The 25,091-nt window shown below is 46.0% G+C and carries 26 protein-coding genes; 3 read left to right on the forward strand and 23 right to left on the reverse strand.

The features are described 5' to 3' along the window. Nucleotides 1-6 precede the first annotated feature (6 nt). The gene (locus tag M1K58_RS12815) at nt 7-1,158 is read right to left on the reverse strand and encodes a DUF3900 domain-containing protein (protein ID WP_256759250.1); all 1,152 of its coding nucleotides are present in this window, start codon (nt 1,156-1,158) and stop codon (nt 7-9) included. 176 nt (nt 1,159-1,334) lie between these two features. On the opposite strand from M1K58_RS12815, the gene M1K58_RS12820 reads away from it, so the two are divergent. Further along, nucleotides 1,335-1,472 (forward strand): DUF4023 family protein, encoded by a 138-nt coding sequence (locus M1K58_RS12820; RefSeq protein WP_256759251.1) that lies wholly within the window; start codon nt 1,335-1,337, stop codon nt 1,470-1,472. Between the two features lie 101 nt (nt 1,473-1,573). Here the strand turns inward: M1K58_RS12820 and M1K58_RS12825 are convergent, their stop codons facing one another. The 6 genes from M1K58_RS12825 to M1K58_RS12850 all read right to left on the reverse strand — a co-directional run bounded on the left by M1K58_RS12825 (nt 1,574) and on the right by M1K58_RS12850 (nt 6,227). Then, a complete protein-coding gene (locus M1K58_RS12825; RefSeq protein WP_256759252.1) occupies nt 1,574-2,401 on the reverse strand; it encodes a DUF4362 domain-containing protein in 828 nt (275 codons plus the stop codon). Nucleotides 2,402-2,542: 141 nt separating this feature from the next. Further along, nucleotides 2,543-2,893, reverse strand: a complete 351-nt coding sequence (locus M1K58_RS12830; RefSeq protein ID WP_256759253.1) for a DUF3243 domain-containing protein — start codon at nt 2,891-2,893, stop codon at nt 2,543-2,545. A gap of 85 nt (nt 2,894-2,978) precedes the next feature. Next, nucleotides 2,979-3,497, reverse strand: coding sequence for a peptide deformylase (def, locus tag M1K58_RS12835; protein ID WP_256759254.1), 519 nt, complete (start codon nt 3,495-3,497; stop codon nt 2,979-2,981). Nucleotides 3,498-3,667: 170 nt separating this feature from the next. After that, nucleotides 3,668-4,270, reverse strand: a complete 603-nt coding sequence (locus M1K58_RS12840; RefSeq protein WP_256759255.1) for a carbohydrate-binding family 9-like protein — start codon at nt 4,268-4,270, stop codon at nt 3,668-3,670. A gap of 84 nt (nt 4,271-4,354) precedes the next feature. Then, nucleotides 4,355-5,377: a Gfo/Idh/MocA family protein gene (locus M1K58_RS12845; RefSeq protein ID WP_256759256.1), complete on the reverse strand. Its 1,023-nt coding sequence runs from the start codon at nt 5,375-5,377 to the stop codon at nt 4,355-4,357. Nucleotide 5,378: 1 nt separating this feature from the next. Further along, nucleotides 5,379-6,227, reverse strand: a complete 849-nt coding sequence (locus M1K58_RS12850; RefSeq protein ID WP_256759257.1) for a sugar phosphate isomerase/epimerase family protein — start codon at nt 6,225-6,227, stop codon at nt 5,379-5,381. Nucleotides 6,228-6,374: 147 nt separating this feature from the next. Here M1K58_RS12850 and M1K58_RS12855 point away from each other — a divergent pair, with 147 nt between their 5' ends. Further along, on the forward strand, nt 6,375-7,292 hold the full coding sequence (locus tag M1K58_RS12855; protein ID WP_256759258.1) for a helix-turn-helix domain-containing protein: 918 nt from the start codon (nt 6,375-6,377) through the stop codon (nt 7,290-7,292). Nucleotides 7,293-7,435: 143 nt separating this feature from the next. After that, nucleotides 7,436-7,615, forward strand: coding sequence for a hypothetical protein (locus M1K58_RS12860; protein ID WP_256759259.1), 180 nt, complete (start codon nt 7,436-7,438; stop codon nt 7,613-7,615). Between the two features lie 74 nt (nt 7,616-7,689). Here M1K58_RS12860 and M1K58_RS12865 read toward each other — a convergent pair whose 3' ends face one another. The 16 genes from M1K58_RS12865 to M1K58_RS12940 form a co-directional block, all read right to left on the reverse strand. Further along, nucleotides 7,690-9,969, reverse strand: coding sequence for an ATP-dependent DNA helicase (locus tag M1K58_RS12865; RefSeq protein ID WP_256759663.1), 2,280 nt, complete (start codon nt 9,967-9,969; stop codon nt 7,690-7,692). A 242-nt stretch (nt 9,970-10,211) separates the two neighbouring features. Continuing rightward, entirely contained in the window at nt 10,212-11,519 is a 1,308-nt protein-coding gene (locus tag M1K58_RS12870; RefSeq protein WP_256759260.1) for a 6-phospho-beta-glucosidase, read from the reverse strand. 45 nt (nt 11,520-11,564) lie between these two features. After that, on the reverse strand, nt 11,565-12,539 hold the full coding sequence (locus M1K58_RS12875; RefSeq protein ID WP_256759261.1) for an N-acetylglucosamine kinase: 975 nt from the start codon (nt 12,537-12,539) through the stop codon (nt 11,565-11,567). A 27-nt stretch (nt 12,540-12,566) separates the two neighbouring features. After that, nucleotides 12,567-13,559 (reverse strand): LacI family DNA-binding transcriptional regulator, encoded by a 993-nt coding sequence (locus tag M1K58_RS12880; protein WP_256759262.1) that lies wholly within the window; start codon nt 13,557-13,559, stop codon nt 12,567-12,569. 132 nt (nt 13,560-13,691) lie between these two features. Continuing rightward, a complete protein-coding gene (locus tag M1K58_RS12885; RefSeq protein ID WP_256759263.1) occupies nt 13,692-15,032 on the reverse strand; it encodes an ABC transporter substrate-binding protein in 1,341 nt (446 codons plus the stop codon). A 42-nt stretch (nt 15,033-15,074) separates the two neighbouring features. Further along, nucleotides 15,075-15,956 carry a carbohydrate ABC transporter permease gene (locus tag M1K58_RS12890; RefSeq protein ID WP_256759264.1) on the reverse strand — a complete coding sequence of 294 codons (882 nt, stop codon included), beginning with the start codon at nt 15,954-15,956 and terminating at the stop codon, nt 15,075-15,077. Then, nucleotides 15,953-16,849, reverse strand: a complete 897-nt coding sequence (locus M1K58_RS12895) for a carbohydrate ABC transporter permease (RefSeq protein ID WP_256759265.1) — start codon at nt 16,847-16,849, stop codon at nt 15,953-15,955. The genes M1K58_RS12890 and M1K58_RS12895 overlap by 4 nt, the downstream gene beginning before the upstream one ends. A gap of 448 nt (nt 16,850-17,297) precedes the next feature. Continuing rightward, entirely contained in the window at nt 17,298-18,173 is an 876-nt protein-coding gene (htpX, locus tag M1K58_RS12900) for a protease HtpX (protein ID WP_256759266.1), read from the reverse strand. A gap of 160 nt (nt 18,174-18,333) precedes the next feature. Continuing rightward, nucleotides 18,334-18,789, reverse strand: a complete 456-nt coding sequence (locus M1K58_RS12905) for a hypothetical protein (protein ID WP_256759267.1) — start codon at nt 18,787-18,789, stop codon at nt 18,334-18,336. 14 nt (nt 18,790-18,803) lie between these two features. Continuing rightward, nucleotides 18,804-19,436, reverse strand: coding sequence for a TVP38/TMEM64 family protein (locus tag M1K58_RS12910; protein ID WP_256759268.1), 633 nt, complete (start codon nt 19,434-19,436; stop codon nt 18,804-18,806). A 139-nt stretch (nt 19,437-19,575) separates the two neighbouring features. After that, on the reverse strand, nt 19,576-21,438 hold the full coding sequence (locus M1K58_RS12915; protein ID WP_256759269.1) for an LTA synthase family protein: 1,863 nt from the start codon (nt 21,436-21,438) through the stop codon (nt 19,576-19,578). A 205-nt stretch (nt 21,439-21,643) separates the two neighbouring features. After that, nucleotides 21,644-21,919, reverse strand: coding sequence for an alpha/beta-type small acid-soluble spore protein (locus tag M1K58_RS12920; protein ID WP_256759270.1), 276 nt, complete (start codon nt 21,917-21,919; stop codon nt 21,644-21,646). Nucleotides 21,920-22,055: 136 nt separating this feature from the next. Beyond that, entirely contained in the window at nt 22,056-23,984 is a 1,929-nt protein-coding gene (gene abc-f / locus M1K58_RS12925) for a ribosomal protection-like ABC-F family protein (RefSeq protein WP_256759271.1), read from the reverse strand. A 112-nt stretch (nt 23,985-24,096) separates the two neighbouring features. Further along, a complete protein-coding gene (locus M1K58_RS12930; RefSeq protein WP_256759272.1) occupies nt 24,097-24,240 on the reverse strand; it encodes a hypothetical protein in 144 nt (47 codons plus the stop codon). A gap of 84 nt (nt 24,241-24,324) precedes the next feature. Further along, nucleotides 24,325-24,669 (reverse strand): ArsR/SmtB family transcription factor, encoded by a 345-nt coding sequence (locus M1K58_RS12935; RefSeq protein WP_256759273.1) that lies wholly within the window; start codon nt 24,667-24,669, stop codon nt 24,325-24,327. Then, entirely contained in the window at nt 24,656-25,081 is a 426-nt protein-coding gene (locus M1K58_RS12940) for an SRPBCC family protein (protein WP_256759274.1), read from the reverse strand. Before M1K58_RS12940 ends, M1K58_RS12935 begins: the two co-directional genes overlap by 14 nt. Between the last annotated feature and the right edge of the window lie 10 nt (nt 25,082-25,091).

The following is a 25,091-nucleotide window of genomic DNA, read 5'->3' on the forward strand; positions in this document are numbered from 1 at the left end:
CTTTTTTTAATCCAAACTCGGAGCTTCACCGCTCGCTCTTCTCTTAACTCCGTTACCAAGACGTCGCAAAACCTCTTGCATCTCTTCTGGATGGAGGAGCTCAATCGGCGATACACCTTTATCGAATTGAAAGTTATCCCCTTCGATCAGGACAATATATCTACCATTCATTCGGGCAATATGAATGTTATTACCGTAGTCGTCCATATGCCCCTTAATCGTAACATCATCTAATTTGAACTTGAGCTCTAGATCAGGCTGCAACTCCACAATATGCTTAGTCGCCTCTACGACATGCTCATGTGTCCATTTTTCCTGCAAATCGCGTTTTTCCCCAGCCGCCCATACATCGAACAGTTGCTTTTCCTGACGCATGGCAATCGTTTCTTCCGTCTCCGATGTCTCTTCAACATTCTCGACGCTATGATAAGGAATATCGGCGCCTTGCCATTTGGTTTCCATATATTGATTGACCATTTCCATTACCTGCTCAGAGACGATTTCCGGCTTGGACTTCTCGTAGCTAACATACTTCAGAAAATCCTCAAAATATCTCGCATGAGAAGCCTGATGAATCTTGAGCTCCCATTCCTCCAGTATTCCCTCTTCTGGCATGTGCGGGTATTGAATGGACTTGATATTCTTCGCGTTAATCGCCATTTCCACCTGGGAGATCAGGCTCTTCTCATCCGACACCCGTGCGATCTTCGATTCGAAATCACACTTAAATAAGAAGAGGAACGGATCATCGAACAGCTCATTTAGCTTAGCCGAAGCCAGGACGAATGCCCCACCTCGGACCGAATTGGTGTCCATATAGATACGAAGCAGGTCATCGCTAAAGTTCTGAAATTCTGCTTTGTCCTCAGCCGTCCTCAACCTTTGAAACAAGTTATAGTTGGGATTGCTCGTCAGATCGTGCCCAGGCTCCACGACAAAACGTCCAATTTTCGTCGGCACTTGCTCCGACGCTGCGTTAATTTCCGCTTTTCTTTTGGCGATGCGCTTGAATTCTCCATCAAGGAACGACTTCAGCTCGCTATCCTGGTATTCCTCATGTGTTAGCGTTTGATAATGCTTGTATTTCTTAGGGCCATCCGGATCGGTTCCCTCTGTTTGAATAACAAAGAATGATAAATATTGAACGGCAAATTTCATATTGATCTCCCTGTCGGCTAATAGGTAATCGTACAGTCTAATCGAATATTATCAGGTTCGGCAAGGAACGACAACCCTTGTGTTACGACATACCCGAGTCAGATTGTGTAAATAGAAATCAACCCTTTGGGAATAGTATGGAGGTGATCTTAACTTTAGGAGGGACCTTTTTTCCAATGGACGACACGCATGAATTTGTAGAAAAATTGCATGATACACAGAAGAAGGACAAGCAGAACAAGAAGCGCCAAGGGGATTCCAGCGAGAAGGCCGGACAGAAGCTGCCAGGTAAGCAGCATAGCACAAATAAATAAGATGTTGTGATGCACAGTGGATTGAACAAATGGACTAAGGTACAAAGATTAGCCCCACACTCGGAAGAGTACTGGGGCTTTTGGCTATATTCAATCCTGATTCACTCTACGATATCCGTGGAAAAGAAGAAAGCCGGATCCTCTCGGTCACACTCCGCTAACGTAAATTCTGTTCCTTGCTGATTGATGCTTTTGCAGAATGTTATTACTTTAGTAGGGGAACCGAAGCTATCCCATGTATTATCAAAAGTGAACTCAATCGTCTCACCGTCGAATATCAGGTCTTGAAAAATCGCTCCTCCTTCGAGGGTGTAGGAAGTCATATGCACTTCACTCGGAGTCCCCTTCTTCACATCCTTCATAAATTGAGTCCACTTATCCAGATTCACTAATTTACCATGTTCGTTCACGACTTCTCCATTGTTCGCTGCCTGCTCGGCGGGATAGGTAATTCCACGGATGAGTTCACTGAGCTTATCCGCGGCTTCTTCTGACACTGTGTAGCCTGTACCCGTATTGGATACATAAGTATACATACCAGCGCTGTCTTTCTGCGGGCTCAACCATAAATGAACGGTAGTTTGTTGATCGTCCCCATCTACGAATATCAGGTCATAGTCAGGCTTCCTGACGTCTAGAATTCCATTTATTTCTACCGCAGATTCTAATGACTCCGTGAACAAAGCGATTTGTTCCGGTTCTTCAAATGTAGCCAGCACCGCGGGATTTACACTTCCAAAACGTTGCGAGCGGCTTATCGTCACTTGCTTAACATTCAGCTTGCCCCAGCTCACAGGTATGTATTGTTCTGCCTGAACAGGTGCCTTTGTTGAAGCTTCCCTAGGTGGATTTGAACTTGCACCCGAGTTTGCTGAGCTACACCCCGCAACCCCTATAGTCAGAACTAGAAGCCATATTAATCTAATCATTCTCATACACCCCCACTTGAACAGACGTTAACTTTGGAAATTTGTTGCAGATAACGCGAATTAACACTTACCTATTTGCATCTACAGCAAAAAGCCCCATCATCCTAATCCGATGATGGGGCCAGCTTTATGTTGAGACCCTTAATGCTTATGCTGAGTCTCCGCCAAACGTACGAGCATGTGCGCGAGCGTGTGCTGTTCTTCTTTCGTGCCGACCTTCCACAGCTCTTGGAGAAGCATCTCTTCATTATTGCGAGGCTCCTCATGACTAGCTAGATAATCCGCTACCTTCTGAGCAATCTGAGCCATTTGCTCCTCGTTCATCCCAATACTCTCGGCCAGCCTAATCCGCTTGTTAAGGTAAACCTTAAATTCACCAAAATTTCTTAGAATCCGATCTCTTTCTCCGGGGGCGATTCTTGAGATCGCGCTATCTACCTTACTCGGATCAATGTCACCGTCTTTAGCCACGACATGGTTGTACTCACTCATCTGAAATCCTCCTGTAGCCAAGTGCTTACATTAACATTTTATCCGAGTTTAATGGATTTGAACCGGAGACAGGTTTGATACACCTTTATAAGCCTTGATTTGAAAGCTTAACGACTTCCATCAGACTGATTTTACTTTTCGATAGATCCTCATATAGCCACGGCTCTTGGACATGATCGACGAATAACACCCCATTGAGATGGTCGATTTCGTGTAGCATACAACGAGCTAACAAGCCTTCTCCTGCTAGCTCAACCGTTTCTCCCTGGCGATTAAGAGTCGTTATTTTTACCTGATTAGCTCTATTCACATAGCCGTGATAGCCGGGAAAGGATAAGCAGCCCTCTGCCCCCTCTTGCTCCCCACTTCTCTCTATAATTTCCGGATTAATGAGCTCAATTAAGCCTTCTCCACAATCCATGACGACGATACGTCTAAGAATTCCCACTTGTGGAGCAGCAAGCCCCGCACGACCCTCCGTCGCATAGAGCGTCTCTGCCATATCATTGAGTAGCTTAATAATTTTGGGCGTTATCTCTTCAACTGGCTTGGCTTTCTTACGTAAGATCGATTCTCCAAAAGGTACAATATTCAACACGGACATCTCAATTATGCCCCTTCCGTATATTAAGGTGAAGTATGAACCTAATGTACTATACTGCAATCACTTCCACAACAGCCTACTATTCTACAGAAAAAAAAGGATTTCCGCGCAACGCAAAAACAACGAACAGGTGCATGAAGCAGGCAGCAACTGTTCGTTGTTTTATTATTTTACCCTTCGAATGTGAGCATCCCGAAACGACTTGGCACATGGAATTGGATTGCCCCAGTCGGCGACCAAGCCCAAAAATGTCGCTCTCCTTGCTGGTCATCATCGATCCGATATAAGTTCCAGCGCCATACTGTCCCGGGGGCAGGAACGTTGCCCACAGCGGAGAAGGGAATCTGTAGCTCACAGCTCCAACTTCCACCCTCTCCTACGACAACCGCCGTCCGCATCCCTTCAGCATGCCAAGAAGTGTCTGCCGTGAACGAACCCTGAAGATTGTTATGGACGATTGCATCAAAAACAACATTGCGTGGGCTGATCTCAAGCTCATAATAGACTTCTCCACTGCCGGAGGTGTCTATAAACACTTCTACAACATCTTCCTCGTAGAGCGGAGCGTCATGCTCCGTCATTGTCGCCACGACATGGTCATCCTCGCATTCAAATCGGATGATGAGCTCCTCCTTCGTCCAGCATGCTTTCACAGCTGTCCGAAGTCGTGGCTTGTCTCCTTCCAGAACATCCACTAGCTCAACTTCCTGGATCGTTGACCAATCGATTCGTGACGTATCTGATTCGGTACTAGGATAGCAGCTATAATTCATATCCGTAGGTAGCTCCCTTCGCACAAGGTTTACACCGAGGTCTAACTCCGCTGCCGCACCTCGGAATTCATGTATAGCAAAGGATTATTGCTTTACATTTACCCAAGCGCCACCGTTGTCAGCAGAAGCCAACTCAGCCTCGATAATATCGATACTTCCCATTGTACTCCTTGGTGTCGCCGTTAGGAATGGCTTTTCTTCCAATAACGTTTCAACGAAATACTTCAATTGGAAATAGTAGCCCATATCCGCAGATAGCTCTGGATTGAAGCCAGCACCTTCATTCGGATTAACCTTTACCGAGTCGCCTGTAAACTGCACATTGCCACGTTCAAAGTTAACTTTAAAGCCCATTTCAAACCCGAAATCGCCTTGAAGAGTCCAATCCACATGTGCATTCACAATCTTGCCATCTTCATAGCGATAGCTCGTAGACGCAATATCATATCCGCTGCCCGGAATCATGTTGCGACCGTTACAAGATACAGCCTCCGGCTTGCCAAACAACCAGTGTATAGCATCCGTGTCATGAACATGCATGTCCATTAGAGCGCCGCCGCCCTTTTCCTTTTCCAGAACCCAAGGTCCCCAAGATGGCGTGCTGCCACCACGGTAGAAATAACCACTTACTGCGTTTCCGAAGGTGTCGTTATCCACCAAATCCTTCAGGTAAACATAAGCTGGCCAGAAGCGCAGACATTGTCCAATCATGAGCTGCTTGCCGTTAGCTTCAGCTGCTTGAATCATCGCTTCGCAATCCTCAGCGTTCAGAGCCATAGGCTTCTCACATAAAACATGTACTTTGGCATCCAAGCATTGTACCGCTATCGCCCTGTGAAGAAACGTCGGCAACGTAATATCCACAACATCTAGCTGCTCCGCCGCTAACATCGACTCTACGGACGTGTATTTATTAAACTTGCTATAATCAATAGTAGACGACGAAGTATCAATGTTACCCGCCGCTCCGCCGCCATTCAGCTTCGATTCGTCCGCATCGCATATGGCAACGACTTGGATTTGCGCGCCTTCTTGCGCAAGTCGAATGTAATTTTCCAAATGAGTCTTGCCCATAAAACCTACGCCGATAAGACCAATTTTCAACATATTATCGTTCAGTCCTCCCTAAGATGGCATCCATAGAAGCCGATGTATTATAGATGATCTGTTTCGTATTTTGCTTGTAAGGAGGAATCATCTCCGCAGTGACATAATCGTCATATCCGATTGCTTTCAGCGCTTGAACAACTCCGTTGTAATCAACATCTCCGGCAAGAAGATCCACAAACCCGTGTAGGCCGCCGGCTTCTCTGCGGTAGTCCTTGAAGTGCACCTTTTTAATTCGTTTGTTCAAGATCGAAATCCAATGCTCGGGGTAACCCGAATATACGACATTGCCGACATCAAAGTATGAGCCAACGAATTCCGAACCGATTTTGTCGATAAAATCGCGCATTTCAAGTGGAGAAAGCAAAAATTTATTCCATACGTTCTCGATACCGATCGATACTTTATGCGCTTCTGCCTCGGAGGAAAGCTTGGAAAATCCCGCAAGTGCGTTATCATACGCCCGGTCGTAAGGCACAACCTCAGCATCTGGAATGAAATCAACGCCTACCGCGCCTGGCACGACCAGGATTGTATCTACGCCTAAGATTGCTGCGGTTTCCAACTGCTTCTTAACGATGTCCTGAGCCTTTTGACGAGTCTCAGCCCGTTCACTCGTAAGTGGGTAGCTCCAATATAGACCGCTGGCCAAGCTCGACAATGCAATACCAGCATCATCTGCATACCGGCGGATCTCACGAATTTCTGCTTCGGTACTCTCCAGACTTAGAGGCCCGTTCTCATTTAGGGATAGCTCGATTCCTTCGAACCCTGCATCGACAGCTAAAGAAATACTATCCTCGATGCTTAAGTCCGCCGGAAATGACCAAATATTAATTCCTTTTTTCATCCTCATCATCCTCCAGTTCTTCTCTTCTAACTGTTATTATATAGAGAAGATGTACCTGTACATTTAGCAAATCAGCCGATTTATTTGCACTATGAGATTGGCTAATCGCTAGAGAAGCCTCTAGTGCCGAAATGGAGACGGTTATGAATGGATTTCACCCCGCTTCTACTTAACGAAATGCTAACGATTAACAAATTAATCTCTTTTCATTATTTTGAGTATGCAAAAGGTTATGCATTTGAGGGTGAGCAGCATGACTTCTGGGAGTTTCTATACGTAGACAAGGGCTCTGTGGAAATTAGATCAGACGAACGCACCCTCGAATTGTCGCAGGGCACGATTATTTTCCATAAACCTGGGGAGTTTCATACGGTGAGAGTCGGGGAGCAGCATAAACCGCCTAACCTAATCGTAATTTCATTCGAGTGCAATTCGCACTATATGAGTCGTCTCGATCATCAAGTGATCTCGCTCGGAAGCAGGGAAAGAAATTTACTCTCCCTCATCTTACAGGAGGGCTTTCATTCCTTCTCTCCTCCCTTCGATGATCCGCATAGGCATAACCTGACAAGAAAACCAGAGGCCCCATTCGGAAGCGAGCAGGTGCTTAAAATTTATTTGGAAGCCCTACTCATACAGTTGATCCGAATCGGAGAAGAGGGGACAAGCACTGAGGGTAGCCGTAAGCCTTCCGCTATGCAGAGCGAGAAAGCCGAACAGAAGGTTGTACAGAACATAGAAGCCTACATGAAGGAACAGCTTTCCGAGCAATTAACGCTCGATCAGCTATGCAAAGCGGTGCATCTAGGCAAAAGTCGTCTGAAGGAGATTTTTCAATCGCAGAAGGGCACGGGTGCCATTGAATATTTCAAGCTACTCAAAATACAAGAAGCAAAGACGCTCATCCGCGAGAAGCACTACAACTACACAGAAATCGCGACTATGCTCGGCTACGCATCGATTCATTATTTCTCACGTGATTTTAAGAAATCTACCGGTATGTCGCCATCCGAATACGCGCGGACTTTGAAAGCACGAGCAGACTCCACCGGTAATTTAGACTAACCACGATGTAAATGAACGATTTCTTTGCAATTGTCCTCCCTCCCTTCTAACAATTCTAATGTTTAGCTGAGTTACTCAAGAGGGTAATGATTTTCAGCAACGCATATACAAAATTGTTCAACTTGGAGAGGGGTATTTCAATTATGGAAACCAATACGGCCAAAAAAAGATGGATCACTTTGCTTCTTACCGCTACGATGAGCGTAGCCTTACTGTTCGGCGCTACGGCTTGCAACGACAATAATAAGGACGGGACGGACATTATCGTTCCAGACACTGACCCAGTAGTGCCAAGCCCGACAGCAAGCGCTCCATTAGAATAAGGATATGACAAATAAACCGCGAATCGTGTCTCAACACGTTTTGCGGTTTATTCATGTTTCCATCCCTTTAACCTTTAACGTCTCCATTCCTCCGGCAACAACCGAGAATATTGCGGCTGTAAGTATCGGTCATCAATGAGCATGAGTACGCCTCGATCTTGCTCTGAACGTATCAGCCTTCCACCTGCCTGTAATACCTTGTTCATTCCAGGGTACACATAAGCGTAATTGAAACCGTTGCGACCTTCTTCGTCGAAGTAACCCTTGATCAAATTGCGTTCCAAGCCGAGCTGCGGCATCCCTACCCCAACAACGACAACGCCTCGAAGCCGATCGCCGACCAGATCGATCCCTTCCGAGAAGATACCGCCCATAACCGCAAATCCGATCAATGTCTGTTCATTGTCCGCGGCGAATGCTGCCAGGAAGCTCTCTCTAGCTTCTTCCACCATTTCGGATGTTTGCAGCAGCGTGCTCACCTTCTCATTGCACTCCATAAAAGACTCATATACGCCGTTCATATATTCATACGAGGGGAAGAAAAATAAATAGTTACCCGGCTGCTCATTAACCCGCTTCTGAAGCAAGCTGACAAGAGCCGCTTTCGTACGTTCACGATCCACATAGCGTGTAGAAAGAGGAACAACAGATACATCCCACTGCTCCTTAGCAAAAGGTGAACCTAGCGTTAGCGAATAATCCTCCTCCTCTGAGCCCAACATATCCATGAAATAGTTAAGTGGAGATAATGTTGCTGAGAAAAACACATGCGAGCGAAAGCCTTTCCCCATCTGTCTGAGCAGACTCGACGGATTCATGCAGAACATTTTCAACCGAACATCATTTCGCACGACTTCTGTATAAGTAACGTAGCTTTCGTCGTATAGCTTCCCGATTCTAAGGAAGCTTAGAGCGGCGAAATAGATTTCAAGCAGCATTCCACTTACCACACCCGAATGACTTCCCGCTAATTCCCTCTCCGCTTCGGCAACGAAAGCTTCCACCAATTCCAACAACTCATCCGGTCGTTCTTTGCTAACCGTAACTTGTTCGGCTGACTGCTTCTTAAGCGCAATAAACCACTTGTTTATCGCTTTGGCTGCAGCATGAATATTCGGACGAGCACCCTTGAACTCACGCTCCAGCCCGAGAAAATCCTTCTTCTCCAGCACAGCCGAGTACATTTCCCTAGCACGATCAATCAGGTTATGCGCCTCGTCAATAAGCAAAGTAGTTTGATGCTTATACTCTGCGGACAGCCGCTTCAATGCAACACGTGGGTCAAACATATAGTTGTAATCGCAAATGACCGCATCCGCACCGTAAGCCACATCAAGGGACATTTCGAACGGACATACCGTATGCTTCCGTGCATACGTCTCAATGGTGTCCCGATTCATTAAAGTTTCGTTGCCTAACAGATCTAGAATCGCACCATTAATCCGATCATAGTAGCCATCCGCATAGGGGCACTTTTCTTTCCGACAATCCACTTCCTCTTGGAAGCAGATTTTGTCTTTCGCCGTTACCGTTACAGAACGCAGGTTCAAACCTTGAGCTCTCATGAGAGCTAGAGCATCCTCCGCTGCAGTTCTTGTAATCGTTCTGGCCGTCAAATAGAAGAGATGCTGCACCTTCCCTAAGCCGATTGCCTTGATGGTCGGATACAATGTGGACATTGTTTTCCCTATACCCGTGGGCGCTTTAGCGAACAATTTACGTCCCTCTTCAATCGACTTGTAGACAGCGCCCACTAGCTTCTTCTGCCCTTCACGGTAACCCGGAAAAGGAAACACCAAATCTGCTATGCTTGCATCTCTTATTCGTTTGTTCCATTCAAGTAGGCGAGCATAGGGCGCATAGCGTTCGACGATGTCTGTTACATAGAGCAGCAATTCCTCGAAGGTTAACTCCTGATCGAACCGCTTCTGCTCCTCCGTCTCCACCTGGACATAAGTTAAGCGAACTCGAATGCGTTCTACTCCGTGATCCAAAGCGTACATATATGCGTAAAATTTGGCCTGCGCCCAATGAACCGGGGACGAATCGGCTTCCGTCATTGTACCGATATCCCTTGACGTTGATTTGATCTCGTCTACTGTCACGCTACCATCCTCGGCGAACAGTAGCCCATCACAACGTCCGTCCACGACAAAAAGGAGATCCTCATAAGGAATCTCCGCACTCACGTACACTTCCTTCTGATCCTGATCTTCATACTGCTTTTGTATTTTCTGATGTGCTTTCGTGCCCTCCGTCAGCGTACTCATTGTCCGAAACCCAGAGTCGAGGCTTCCACTACGGAACACATATTCGACAAGAGCTCTCACCGATAGGGCAACCTGATCCAGCATCATACCTAGTCTCCTAATAAAAAGAACATTTGTTCCTTTATTGTAGCACAATCGCTTACACATCGCTGAGGCTCGATCAGAGTTAGGGATAGCGTTAAAAAAAGGATCGATCAGCGGATGCCTTCGCGCCTCTCATAGCAACTCCCTGCACAACAGGAAAAGCCCACGACTCGGAAGCCGCGGGCTTAAACCTTTCATCCTATCGATTCAACTACACCAACCGATGAGACTTCACAACTCGATTACTTAAAAAACGCCGGAAGATACGGCTTGTTCTTCTCCAGCATCTCATCTAACATCGCCTTAGCTACATTGACTGATGGCACCAACGGATGGCTCGCCATCGCTTGAAGGGCAATCGCTCTGTCGCCAGTGATCGCTGCTTCAATCGTCAATCTCTCGTAGGTTTTGACCGCGTGGATCAATCCTTTCGCCTGCTCAGGCACCTTGGAAACCGGAAGTACAATCGGTCCTTGCCCAGTGACGACGCAATTGACCTCAATAGCTGCATCCTCGGGTAGGAAATCAAGAGTTCTTCCATTTGATACGTTGAGAGTCTGGATGTCACGTCTGTCGTTATATAGGGAAACCATTAGATTAACAGCTGCTTCCGAATAATAAGCACCACCGCGTTGCTCTAATTGCTTCGGCTTTTCTTGTAGATCCGGGTCCTTGTATAGCTCGAATAGCTCATCCTCTACCCGTTTCACGACTTCTGCACGAGTGCCGTTCGCTTTCAAGGAAGCTAACTGATCTTGGAGCATGACATCCGTCAAATAGAAATATTTCAAATAATAAGACGGAAACCCGCCCAATCCCCGTAGAAAATCAAGATCCCACTCCGTTGCTGGAACGTTCTTACCGGAATACTCTTCGCGTTTGTCCAGCAGCTCCGTGAGCTTATCTTCACCGTCAACTTCGATTCTCGTCACCCAGTGCAAATGATTCAAGCCTACAAACTCTGTATAGAGATGGTCTGGTGTCGTTTCGTATTTCTCACTTAACCACTTGTGCAATCCGATCGGAGCGTTACATAACCCGATGCTCTTCACTTTAGAATGACGAGCGATGGCTTCCGTCACCATGCCCGCCGGATTCGTGAAATTAAGCAACCAAGCATTAGGGGCGAGCTCTTCAATATCCTTACAAATATCAAGCAGCACCGGAATGGTGCGAAGAGCCTTCATCATGCCCCCAGGACCGGTAGTTTCCTGTCCGATTACACCGTATTTGTTCGGAATGTGCTCATCCCACTTCCGAGCTTCTAGCAATCCAACGCGCATCTGTGTGGAGATGAAATCAGCCCCTTCGATCGCTTTGCGACGCTCCAACGTTAAATGAACCTCAATTGGGAGCCCTGATTTATCGACCATACGCTTAGCTAGTTCCCCTACGATCTCAAGCTTATGCTTGCCTGCCTCAATATCGACTAGCCATAGCTCTCTAATCGGCAATTGCTCATAGTTTTTAATAAAGCCTTCTACGATTTCTGGTGTATAAGAGGAACCTCCACCAATGACTGCGATTTTCAAACCGTTAGCTTTTACCATCTGAGTCCATCTCCTTGTTAAATCTATCTATAAATTTGTTTATCCTTAAACTAAGCTATAGTCCGATATCATTGAAAGTTGTTTATATATCTGTTCAGGCAAGGCGATTCCGCTAGCTTCCACAGCAAGCCATACCGCACCGATCACTGGCTCTATCTGTAGCTTCGCTAATCTAGCATTCGGCGCTATTTCCTTCATCGCTTGCTCAATATAGGAATGGATGAAGTCTCCTTCTCCCCGAGTCAGAACACTTCCCGCAAGAACAACGTCAAAGGTGTCATTTTCCATAGCAAGCCGCTTAACGACCGCATGTACAGACTTACCGAGCTCCTCGCCTTGATGGCGCAAAATATTAATTGCAGCCTTATCCCCTTCGCTTGCTGCCACGAACAAGAGCTTAGTTACGCGAATCGGAGGTACTTTATTCTGATCCATAAAATCGTCAAACATTGTTTTCACATCATCGTATCCAAGATCTTCTAATAGGAGCTGAGTTAACAATGTTGGAGGCTCCCGTCCGTCCCAAGCACGTATTACCGTTCGGAAAACCTCAACACACAACGAACCTCCACCGCCGAAATCGCCAAATAGATACGTAAATCCACCGCACTGATAGAACTCTCCATTCGGATTCACACCTGCGCTATTCGTTCCAGTACCGCATATTAATACGATCCCGTACGGACGATCGGTTCCCGCTCTAAGAGCAATCATTGTATCGCAATTGATATCATGCTTTGGAAACCCCAGCTCCGCAATCATAGGTCGCAAAATTTGATAATCGAATTCCCTGTCCGCACCTGCTAATCCGAAATAAGCAAATTCGATATCCTGCTGCTTAAGTCCCGCCTGCGCTAATGCCATCTCAACGGATTCACGAATATTCGCTTTTGCTATTTCATAGCCCGTCTGATGGTTACCGTTACCACTATTCCCTTTACCTACAATCGTGCCTTCCTCATTGACGATTAAAGTATATGTCTTGCTTCCACCAGCGTCGACGCCTAGATAATACTTCAAAGCACCCACTCCTGCCTTCTATATCTCTTATGTTTTCCGTGCGGTTGATTCTCTAATAATGAGTTCGGGCTCTATTTGAATCGTTACGTTCCGTTTCGTTGAATCGTTAATTGCAGCTAACAGAAGCTCTACCCCGGCTGCGCCAATTTTATCTGCAGGCTGCCTGACCGTCGTTAACATCGGCCGAAACTCCGAAGCAAAGGTTTGATCATCGAACCCCACGATGGACATATCCTGGGGAATGCGATAACCCTCATTTAAACATGCGTCCATAACACCCAAAGCAATGTAATCATCGGCTGCGAACACCGCGGGTGGCAATCTACCTGAATCAATCCACTGCTTGGCAATTCGGTACCCCGTCGGTATATCGAATGTCCCTCTTTCAATACAATAGGGCTTTAATCCAGCTTCCTCTAATGCGAACAAATAACCCCGCTCCCGCTCCCTACTACTGAGGTAAGGGTCAGGTCCTGCGATATGAGCAATTTCCGTATGTCCAAGTTCGATCAGATGCTGCGTCGCTTCGTATCCCCCCTTGAAATTGTCCACGATTATGGAAGTTACAGAGGGATTCCTTCGTGAATTATCTATCAAAATAAATGGAATTTTCTTCTTCTTGAGTTCCATAATATATTCATCTTCATCACTTGGAGATAATAGAATGACGCCGTCAACTCGGTCTTCCTGGAACAATGAGCGATGAAATGCATCTTCGTAGCTCTTCGAAATGGACAACGCCAGAAAATAACCATGCTCAGCAAGCCTATCGTTAACCTCTTTTACAACAGCGTCGAAGAAAGAGTCTTGAAGCGTCGTTATCGTTAACCCTATGATTCCCGTTTTACCGCGTGCTAGACTGCGAGCGGATGCATTAGGATGATAGTCGAGCTCCTTCATGGCTTGCAGTACTTTTTCTCTATTTCTGAGACGTACCGATGGCGAATTATTGAGCACTCTTGATACCGTGACCACAGACAAACCTGACTTCTTGGCTACATCAAAGATATTGACTTTCATTAACTTACGCTCCTGTACGAAAAAGTGAATTTGTAATTAACGTACCACAGTTGGAGCAAATATTCATGTCCTGACTGCAACTGTATTACGGAGGAGGAATGAACCCTTCCCTTCCTCCCCCGTATTTGCCATTTACTTGTTCACACGCTCTAACAGAGCCTTCAATTTCTCCTCAATGCTAGGCAATACTTCCTCTACCTTCTTGTCACCATTCTCGACAACCGCTAGCTCGTTAATGAACAATTCATTAATTTGGGAGTAGTTAGAGATTAAGTGATTATAAGATTCAAAGCCGTATTTGTAAGCCCCTTCGAACACTTGCTTGATTTGCTCAGGATCGATACCTTCGAAGTTGCCGTAGTATTTCTCAGCTGCCTTCTGGTTCACTGGAGGATTACCTCCACTTAACTCGATCGACTTCTCTTGCACTTCGGTCGTAATCAAGTATTTGATCCACTCTAGCGCTTCCTTCGGATGCTTGGAATCCTTCAAGATGAACAATGGATCGACATACAGAACACTTCTTACTTTCTCATTCGGTCCTTGTGGAACAGCTGCTACACCAATCTTGAAGTTGAAATCGCTGGATGCAGCCAAACTCCATGAGCCAACGACGGACATTCCGATCTTGCCAGATAGGAACGGATCACCGAATTGACCGGATACGGATTTAGAGAATGCTGGTGTTGGAGAAACCTTCTGATCCCAGATGAGACCATAAACCTTCTTGTATGCTTCGATGACTTCAGGCTTGCTTAGATTAATTTCTGAAGGCTTACCGCCATTCGTCCATGTGTCGTCGGAATACACGTTAGCACCGAAGTATTGTGGTCTTTGATCCCGCTCTCCAAACCCGAAATCAACGCCATATTGCGCTTCCGCCAGATTTTTGGAGTCTACTGTCATCTTTTTCGCGTAATCGACCATTTTATCGAATGTCCAGCTCTTGTCTTCATAATCCGTTGGCGGATACTCGAGCTTCGCCTTGTCGAACAGATCCTTATTGTAGAGCATGACCGTAACGTAGCTGTTAAGTGGAATCCCATACGTTTTGCCATCTACTTTGTAGATGTTCATTACATCTTCAGGGATGTTATAGTCGGCACCCGTTAATCCATTGAGGTAAGGTGTCATATCCATAAGCATGCCTTTGTTATAGTATTCCATGAACCCGCCGTAGCCCCAGTGAGAAGTGACATCAGGCGCATTCTTAGCTGCTATGGAGGACTGCAGCTTGGAATCGAACTGCTCGTATGGCGCCTTCGTCACCTTGATCTTGATGCCGGGGTGACTCGCTTCGAAATCTGGAATGAGCTTCTCGACGAAAGTACGATCCGGCGAGTCAATCGTATAGTGGGTAATCGTAACCGTCTCTCCCTCTTTACTCTTACTGCCACCATTACTTGAGCATGCCGTCGCGACTAATCCGAGTGCCAAACAGCTTAGAACGACCTTCCCCATCTTCTTACTCATCTTTTTTCCCCCTAATAATAGTGATGACGTCTATGTGAGTAGTTACTTGATGCCGGTAAGGACAATTCCTTGGACAAAACGTCTTTGCGCAATTGCGAAAAGAACGACGATCGGTAGCACGGACAGCAACGAAGCCGCCATCATGAGATTCCATGGTGCAATCCGGAACTTCGATGACAGCATTGCCGCCATTCCGATTGGAAGGGTGAAATTTTCTTGCGAGTCCAGATAAAGGACTGGAGCAAGTAGATCATTCCAGCTCCAAATGAAGGAGAAGATCGCTACCGTCGATATAACTGGGCCGGATAAGGGCAGCGTTAAGCTCCAGTACAGGCGGATTTCTCTGCAGCCATCTATCCTCCCGGCATCGTACAACTCATTAGGAAGCGTAGAGAAGAATTGCTTTAATAGAAAGATCATGTAAGCAGACGCGAAAAACGAAGGCAAAATCAGTGGCAGCAACGAATCATGAAGACCAAGCTTCGTGAACAATAGGAATTGAGGGATCATAATCGCCGGATATGGTAGCATCAGCGTGCTAAGCACGAGTACGAATAGGAACTGGCTTCCCCTTGCACGATATCGAGCAAACCCGAATGCAACGAACGAGGAGGAGAATACTGTCCCTATGACCGTCATGATGGCTACAATTAAGCTGTTCATATATTGCTGGCCGAATTTTATTTCCTCATTGACGAACAGCTCCTTGAAGTTTCCCCAAGCGAAATCTGCTGGTATCATCGACGGTGGAAACACGAGCATCTCTTTCGTCGATTTCAACGAAGTGGATAACATGAACAATAAGGGCATAATCATTGCGACTGTGACTAGCAAGAGAATGAGGAAGCCCACAATCTGAGCGAGCTCTACTTTTGCCTTTTTCCGCTTAGGAGGTAACTGCTGCGCTAGTACAACTTCGCTCACCGTTCACTCCCCCCTTCGTAGTAGACATAGCGGTTCGACATCTTCATAATGACGAAGGTAATGGCCGTGATCGCGATCAGCAGTATCCATGACATAGCTGAGGCATAACCGTAGCGGAAGTTCTTAAAGGCATTGATATAGATGTTATACACGTAAAACCAAGTCGAGTAGTTAGGACCACCTTGCGTAATCGTGTAAGCTTGTGTGAACACTTGGAAAGATTCGATAAGACCAATAATCAACTGGAATAGAAACACAGGTGAGAGAAGGGGAAGTGTGACGTTCCAGAAGGAACGGAGACGACCCGCACCATCGAGCTTCGCGGCTTCAAGCAAATGTGCCGGAACCCCCTGTAAGCCTGCCAAGAAAATGAGCATTCCGCCTCCCAAGCCCCAGAAGGACATAATAATGAGCGCCCACATGGCATACTTCTCGTCTAGGAACCAATGGATCGGATCAATTCCGAATAACGATAAGCCGTAGTTGAATAGTCCCGCTTGAGGATTAAACACCCAGAACCATAACAACGCCATCGAAACCCCTGAGATCATGCTTGGAAAATACATCGCCGTCCGGAAAAATCCACGAAACGGAATCTTCTGATTGATCAGGATCGCGAAGATCAATGACAGAGCCAGTGTTAACGGTACGCTTATGAACGTATACTTCAGTGTCACCTTGATCGAATTCCAGAACTGATCATCGTGAAATAGCTCGCTGTAGTTGCCGAATCCGATAAATTCGGGCGCATGGATGATGTCATACTCCGTAAAGCTGTAATACAGAGATGCAAGTACTGGAAGTAAAGCGAACACGATAAATCCAATTAGCCACGGAGAAACGAAAAAATAAAACAATCTTCCTTCGCGGCGACTTTCCTTTGTTGACTTCACCCCATGAGCCCCCTTGAACAGAACTTTACTTCAGCTTCACTCTACTTCAACTCGAATCCCTTTGACGACCCTGATTTAGCAAACCAATCCCCATTCCAAACGGATCTCGATCCCCCTAAGCCGATGACCCTTGTTACATCTCATCTTCCAAAAGTTTAATCGCTTTAACTTTCGTGTTAAAAAAATAACCGATTAGCTACAGGTGAACATTTGATCAACAAGGAAATTAACCGAAAATTACCAATCTCGTTAACATTGATCATTCACCATAAGTTAAAGCGATTAAACTTTAGGTTTATTATATTATGGGTTGTTACCGTTTTCAAGTATAACTTTTCTCGAAAATATAAATTTCCTCTTCGGATCAAATACCGTTCAAACAATAAAGAGGTCCTCTCAGAAGCTGAAAAACTACCGAGAAGACCTCTAATCCTATTTATACGCCTAATTAACTAGCTTGCAAGCGACGAATTCTCTCCTCCAAATCAGGGTGGCTGGAGAACAAGGCACTACGCTTCTTGCCACTGATCTGTAAAGTCGTAATCGCCGTTTGCTGGCTATCCTTCATCCGCCCCTGATAAGCCTGCAGCCCACGCAGAGCGTGGATCATCTTATCTTTACCCGCTAAATGTGCTCCACCTGCATCCGCGTGAAATTCGCGGTGTCTAGAGAACGCGAGAACAACCATACTTCCCAGAATCGAGAACACGATTTGAAATACGATGACCGCGATAAAATGAACGATAGGCGCTATGTCATCCTTAACGAATCGAGAAACTGCCCAAGCAGCAATACGAGATAAGAATACAACAAAGGTATTTACAACACCTTGAAGCAGCGTCATTGTGACCATATCCCCGTTCACGATATGAGCTACCTCATGGCCAACAATCGCCTCGACTGCATCCTCGTCCAGCTCATTCAATAGTCCCGTCGAGACGGCAACGAGTGAGCGTTTCTTCGAAGGTCCTGTCGCGAATGCGTTCACTTCATTAGAGGGATAGATTCCGACTTCAGGCATATGCATCATACCTGCAGCACGGGACAAGCGGTGCACCATATCGACAAGCTGGCGCTCCCCTTGCGATAGATTTGCTTCCGGCTTCAGTACCTGAACATTCATCATTCGTTTAGCCATCCATCGGGACATCGCAAGCGAGATGAACGCTCCAGTAAAGCCAATAATTGCGCTGAAGGTAAGCAACGATCCAATATCGATTCCATCTTCAGTAATATAGTTGCCTACTCCGAACACGGAGAAGATAATGCCGATTGTCGTCATCACGAGCAAGTTGGTCAAGATAAACAATAATATACGTTTCATTGCTATTGTTTCCTCCTAAGGGTGAATAGAGTAGAGTACCTTGTCTTTCAATATTATATTAACTATATACGTAAGTAAGCCTGCTTCCGATTCAAAAAATCAAAAAAAAGGACGAACCCGCTACAGGTCGCCCCTCTCTATAGTCCGTTCGAAGCTAGCTTTACAGACGATTAAAGCCTTCTTCTCTGAGGTATTCTCTGGCCTCACCATATGACTCAAATGCCATTTCGAGATTTAAGCCTGAGAAAATATAGAACATGTCGTCCTCGAATTTCAGAACCAACTCATTACGATCAGAGTCAAACCACTTCTCTTCTCGTCCTTCTACCCACGACGTGTCTCCGGTCAAGGACTGAATCGATTGCTCAACAATAGATCGCAGTTCTTCCGCGCTATAATCCCTAACATTGACGAAGCCTTTGTCATCCGTCTCATAGCCATCAATCTCACCTGCAAAAATATATCCATTGCCATTCGGGTGGAAATGAAAGCCGACATTCTTCTTCTCAATTACGCTCTGGTCATAATGAAAATTAACGCGACCAAGCGATACGTCTCTACGTTCTAACTGGGGAAAGGATTCCAAGATCACGAGCTTCTCTTCAAAACTTAGCATATGTGCATTCCGCCTCACGGTGTATTGTCGCTTGTGATTATATCACGTTTCATCGCATCATGTGTAAACCACGACTCGATTTTCTTACTTACCCATAGTGATAAGCCAATAAATAGCACAACATACATAAGCTCAAAGGGATGCTCAATGAACCGGCCAAAGTCATGTCCAATAATCGATATCGACATAACCATGATCGCTTTACCGAACACAATCGCAATGAGAAACGATCGCACCCTCATTTGAGCGATTGCTGCTGCGATATTAATGACTACGAACGGTCCGACCGGAAAAAGGCTAAGTAGGAACACATAGCTGAAGGCATTCCTTCGAACCCACAATAAGCTTTTCTGTACCTTTGGCTTCTTCGACCACTTCACGAAATACGGATGCCCGGCAGCTTTACGTACAACTAAGAACGTAACCAAGCAACCACTAACAATACCTATCCAAGAATATAGAAAACCGAGCCACAAGCCGTATACCGCCGCATTAACCCCGACAATGAGAAGGGTAGGCAATGGAGGAATAAACGATTTCATGAACGTTAATGCTATGCCTGGAAAGGGACCAAACGCCCGATATTGCTCTAATAAATCCTTCAGATTCTCCTCTGTCAGATGAGACAGAATCTCAGAAATGCTCATGCTCGACATGCACCTATTTTCGATTTACAGTTGTGAAGTTATTATACCATGAGTTCAAATAAACTTCTTAATCGATAGAGAAAGGAAAGAGGCTGCCCAAAAGTTTTCACTTTGGGACAACCTCTTTCCTTGATCAACCTTATTTCTTAGCCTTGTCTGGCAGCTGCTTAACGTAGCTGTCCGACAGATTGAGAAGCTCGAGCGCATGCTCATACTGCTCAACAGTTGCTCCATTCTCGTTTCCTTCTTGCCCTGCGAATGGATAATTCTTTCCATCATCGAAACCGATTCCCGGTATGAATATACTCGAATCCGAAATAATCGAACCTGACGGAAGGAAATGCCTCATAGGCAACACGTTGGACGTCGTCTGATTAAACAAATCTTGCCCAAAATGAATTTGGTTCGCAATAGATATACCCATTAAATTTGCTACCGTTGGCAAAATATCAATTTGTCCACCGGTTTGCTTAATTTCTGCCGGATAAGTAACACCCGGAGCGTGCAAAATAAGTGGAATGTTGAACATTTCGGTATAGCCGTATTCATGACCGAGGATTTCCTCCATCAGTCCTTTTTCAGTGCTATCAAGAGAATACACGGGTAGTCCTTGATGGTCACCGTACAGCAGAAATACGCTATTGTCCCACAATCCGCTTTGCTTCAACTCATCAATAAACTTTCCAAGAGCATAATCGGAATAGTTCTGCGACAAGATATATCTCCCAACTAGCGTATCGTCGAACTGTTCCGGAAGCTCCATTTGATATTTTTCTTCTGGAATGTTGTAAGGATGATGCGAGCTCATGCTAAGAATCTGTGCGTAAAAAGGCTGGTCGCTTTCATCCATCTTCTTTAGTTCTTCAATGGTTTTCGAATATAACACTTCATCTGAAGCACCGAAGGCGACATGATCCTCATCTCCGAAGAAGCTCTTATCGTAGTATTGATCAAATCCGATGGCATCGTAAAGCTCTTTACGGTTCCAGAATTCAACATCGTTCGTATGGAACGTAGCTGTATGATATCCCTCTGCGTTCAGCAGTTTCGGCAAGCTCGGAAGTTCTTTTTTCACATAATTCTTAGTTGCTGGCTCGTGCTTGGGTACGTATAACGACGTATTCACCACGTATTCCGCATCGGATGTTGTACCTTGCCCAACCGACGTAAAGAAATGATCAAAGTTGAAGTTTTCCTTCGCCAGCTTATTCAAGTTCGGCGTGATTTCCTTACCGTCTATGGTGAGCCCGATTAGGAAGTCCTGGAAGGACTCCATCTGAACGATAATTACGTTCTTTCCTTTGGCCGCTCCGAAATACTGCGGATTCGATACAGCAGTAACACCCTTCAGGTTGTCGATTACAGGCTGCGTGATGTCCTTCATGTCCACCATCGCCTTATCCTCGGTACTATCGGCAAATATGGTGTATACCTCATAATTCAGTATACCCATTCCTTCCGCCTGCTTGTTCTCATTCATACTCGCCCGATTCGGCCAAATGCTAAAAAAGCATAATACTATGGAAACGATGAACAGCGAGGAAAGAACTGTTCTACTAATTGGTTTCAGGTTTATATGGATCCGTTTAGACTTATTTCTTAACCATACCTGAATACCAATTAAGACTACGATGTCCACAAAGATAAGCAAATAATAAGGATCCATGAGAGAATATGTGCTCTCTCCAACTTTAGTCACTTTGTCCGCTTGGCTAATCGCATGATAAGTTACGATGATTCCGTAGTATTTGTAATACATAAGTACTGTAAAATAGAGAAGCGTGAACAATAGATTAGCTATCGTATAATAGAGCAACTTTCTCTTCTTGGAAAACCATTCTATCATACAGAAAACGAGCCAGAAGAAAGGAATTTCCGTCAGCATTGTCATCATAGAAGGTCCATCTTCAAATACGACAAACCAGGCCAAACAGCATTTAAACAGCAAAAGAAGCGTAAACAGAGTAAACCGCTTGTTGCCTAATCGAATTAATAAACTCATTATGCCTCAATCCTTCCCCCTTCAGATCTTCTCTCTCTATCACATCCCTCTATTATATACGCAACAATACTCAAAAGGGATTATTAAAATTGTCTAAATTATTCCCAAAACCCGCAACTAATTCCGTCTAGCTTTCGTATACAACGCCGCATGTTGAATATCAACAAAAGAAGCGAAGAACCCTTTTACAGGCTCTTCGCTTCTTCTAATCCCGCTTAGCCAACCGTTCCTGAGCTAATCGGATCATCTCACGCACCATCGTCCCTCCGATTTTACCCCCAACCTGTCCGGCCTCTTCCGTCGTAAGATTTCCGTTATGCCCACGCGTTAATGGTACGCCCAGTTCCTCGGCTACCTCGTATTTAACGTCGTCAGGACGCTCAGGATCAACTGAGTACCCTTCCGCTCGCATGACCTCCGCCTTAAAATCTCGGACACCCTGCTCCGCACCCGGTACAGCCAGCTTTCTTCTTCTAGCCATATTCATTCCCCCGCTTCCGATCAAATCGAGTCCACCCTATATGATCCGTATTCCACTCACAAGCGGCACGGTTATTCAGGCTTCGATCCTATCGTACCCGGCAACGACCAAATTATTCGGCACACCTCTCTGTAGCTTAAATTTCAGCCTGTTCCATCCATAACTCATACAGTCGACTCAGATTGAGCTGAACTTCTTCCCGTTCTGCCCAGCTCCGCTCAAGCTCAGTTGGATCCTGATGATCTGCCGACTCGTGCAGAAGATTATCCCATTCAAGCAGCTTCTGCTCCAATCCAGCAATATCTTGCTCCAGTTGCTTCTGAGTACTCTCACTCTCCGGAACAGCCTTGGGTCTGGGAAGCTTCTTTGGTGCAGATGGATGAACAGATGCAGATGAATCTCTATCGTTCAGTGAATTCACTTTGGATATGGCTTTCTTTTTGCTTTTTCTTTTATATTCATCAAAATCACCCAAATAGACGCTAACCCGCCCCTGGTCGAGCTCCCAGATTTTCTGGGCCAGACGGTTGATTAGATACCTGTCATGCGTTACTGCTAGAATGGTGCCCGGGAATTCCTCTAACGCATCCTCTAAAGCTTCTCTAGACGCAATATCCATGTGGTTCGTCGGTTCATCGAGAATGAGCAAGTTCGGTTTGCGTAGTACAAGCAGTGCAAGTCTTAACCTCGTCCATTCTCCACCGGATAGCAAGCTCACAGACTTGAATACATCCGCCCCATAGAACAAATAAGCCGCCAGACGCGATCTCGCTTCTCCTTCCTCCAGTCCAGCCTCCTGACGAAAATACTCCAACACAGACTGCTTCGGATCCTCAGGATAATGCTGCTGGGCCAAATAGCCGATATCGACGCGAGAACCTAACACCAATCGCCCGTCATCCGCTTCTTCCTCCCCAAGAATGAGCTTAAGCATCGTCGTTTTGCCCGACCCATTGTGTCCGACCAGCACTACCTTTTCTCCGTATTCCAGCATGCCAGATGCTTTGTCCAGCACGGTGGATTCCCCAAAGCTCTTACTCACCTCTGCAAACTCGATGACGCGCTTGCCCGACCGGTCCTGCGGCTTCAAATCGAAATCAGCTTCCCTGCGATCAATCACAGGCCGCTTTAGCTTCTCCATCCGATCCAGCGCCTTCTGCATCGATGCTGCTCTTCGAAAGAATTTGCCGTTGTCGCCAATTCTGCCCCATTCCAACAGCTTCTTGATCGTTTCCCTCATCTTCTTGATTTTCTTCTGCTGCTCTTGATAATCCGCGAACTCGTGAAGCAGCCTCTCTTCCTTCTCCTTCACATATCTCGAATAATTCGTATGGTAAATCGAGGATTCTCCATCCTCCAGTTCGACGATCTTCGTGACAACCCTATCCAGAAAATAGCGATCATGGGATACGATCAAGCAAGCACCTTCATATTTAATCAAATACTCCTCCAGCCATTCGACACTCGCCATATCTAGATGGTTCGTTGGTTCATCCAGAAGCAGCAGGTCCGGTTTGCAAATCAATTGGGATGCTAATGCTACCTTCGTCTTCTCTCCACCTGATAATGAACGATAAGCTCTCGTATACCACTCCCGTTCAATCCGCAACCCATTAGCAACTTGATCAATTTGCGCATCCATTTCATATCCACCGTCGCGCTCAAAGCGCTCTTGAAGCGCTGAATATTCGCGAAGCAACCGTGACAGCTGCTCTGGATCGTCTGCGGCTTCTGGCTCGGACATCTGTCCCTCAAGCTCTGTCATCGCAGATCTGCATTCAAGTACCTCTCGATAGCCAAGAGCTAATACGTCATATACCGTACGACCGGCGACATCCTCCGGAATCTGCTCCAAATACCCAATGCGGGTGTCTTTACGAATGGTCAATAAGCCCTCGTCTGGTAATTCCAGCTTGGATACCAAGCGCAATAGAGTCGTTTTGCCGCTTCCGTTACGGCCAACGAGCCCGATTTTCTCCCCGTGATGAAGCTCAAACGTGACATTTTCCAGAATAAGCTGTGCACCGCTATATTTTTTAACACTTTGACAATTCATTGTTAACATGATGGGGTCCCCCTAATTTAGAAGGCCTCCTCACCAACCTTGTTCATGACAAATGACAACAAAAAAGACGTAGGGAAAATTCCCTACGCCCATTCGGATTTATCCGCTCTGGTTAAGGTAGGAGCCTTTTCGTGAGTTGTGAAATTGTATCGTTCCAAGTGGACAGACTTCTCCCGTCTTGAAAGAAACCATGAACGATGCCAGCCATCGCAAGGGGAAGCCGGCTAACTTGGTTATTCACGAACTCTCGATTCATCCTACCTTCACCTCCTTTAATTCAGTACTTTGAGATTACCATGAAGCACGCTATGCGCGCAAGGACAGATCGCCCTATAAATTATTATTCATTTACATCCGATTCCACATAACGCTTAAGCGCGTCGAGCTTGTTTTCCCAGAATCGTTCATAGAAGGCTAGCCAGCGCTTGAGCTCTTGCAGTGGGTCTGCGTCTAGACGATATCTCGTTTCTCTGCCGACCTTTCTTTCCGTAACTAAGCCTGCATCGGCCAATATACGCAAATGCTTGGAAACAGCGGTTCGTGTCATTGGAAAATGGCTGCTGATCGCGTTCACCGGTAGCTCCTGATCGACTAACAATCGAAGAAGACCTCGTCGAGTCGGATCGGCTATGGCCTGGAAAACATCATGCTTCTGCACAGAAGCCTCCGCACTAAGCCTGGACATGAGCCCCCAGCTTCTGCACCATCCCAGTCCAGCCACCATTCATCCGTTCGCGAACAACCTCATGAGGTTCTCCGAACTCCGTTGCTCCTTCGGCTGCCCATCCGCCATGGATCAGGGTAAATTCCGTTATATCCCCTTGCTCAACTAACTCAAACGTTAAAGTCCAGTCTTTACCCCAGTTGAAGGAAAGACGATTAGGCGGATCAATTACCGTAACTTTGCATGGGGACTTGCCGAAGGGACCAGCATCGAGATGGAATTCGTGTCCTACTACGGGTTCGAAATCGTTAGGCATAAACCAGACAGAGATTCCTTGGGCAGTCGCCACTGCATCCCACACCTTCTGTATAGGTGCATTGAACACTTGTGTTTGGCGAATATCTGGCAGCTTATTAGGCATTGGTTGAGTCATATGAGTCCCT

The sequence above is a fragment of the Cohnella sp. WQ 127256 genome (genome assembly GCF_024519285.1).
Lineage (GTDB): Bacteria > Bacillota > Bacilli > Paenibacillales > Paenibacillaceae > Cohnella.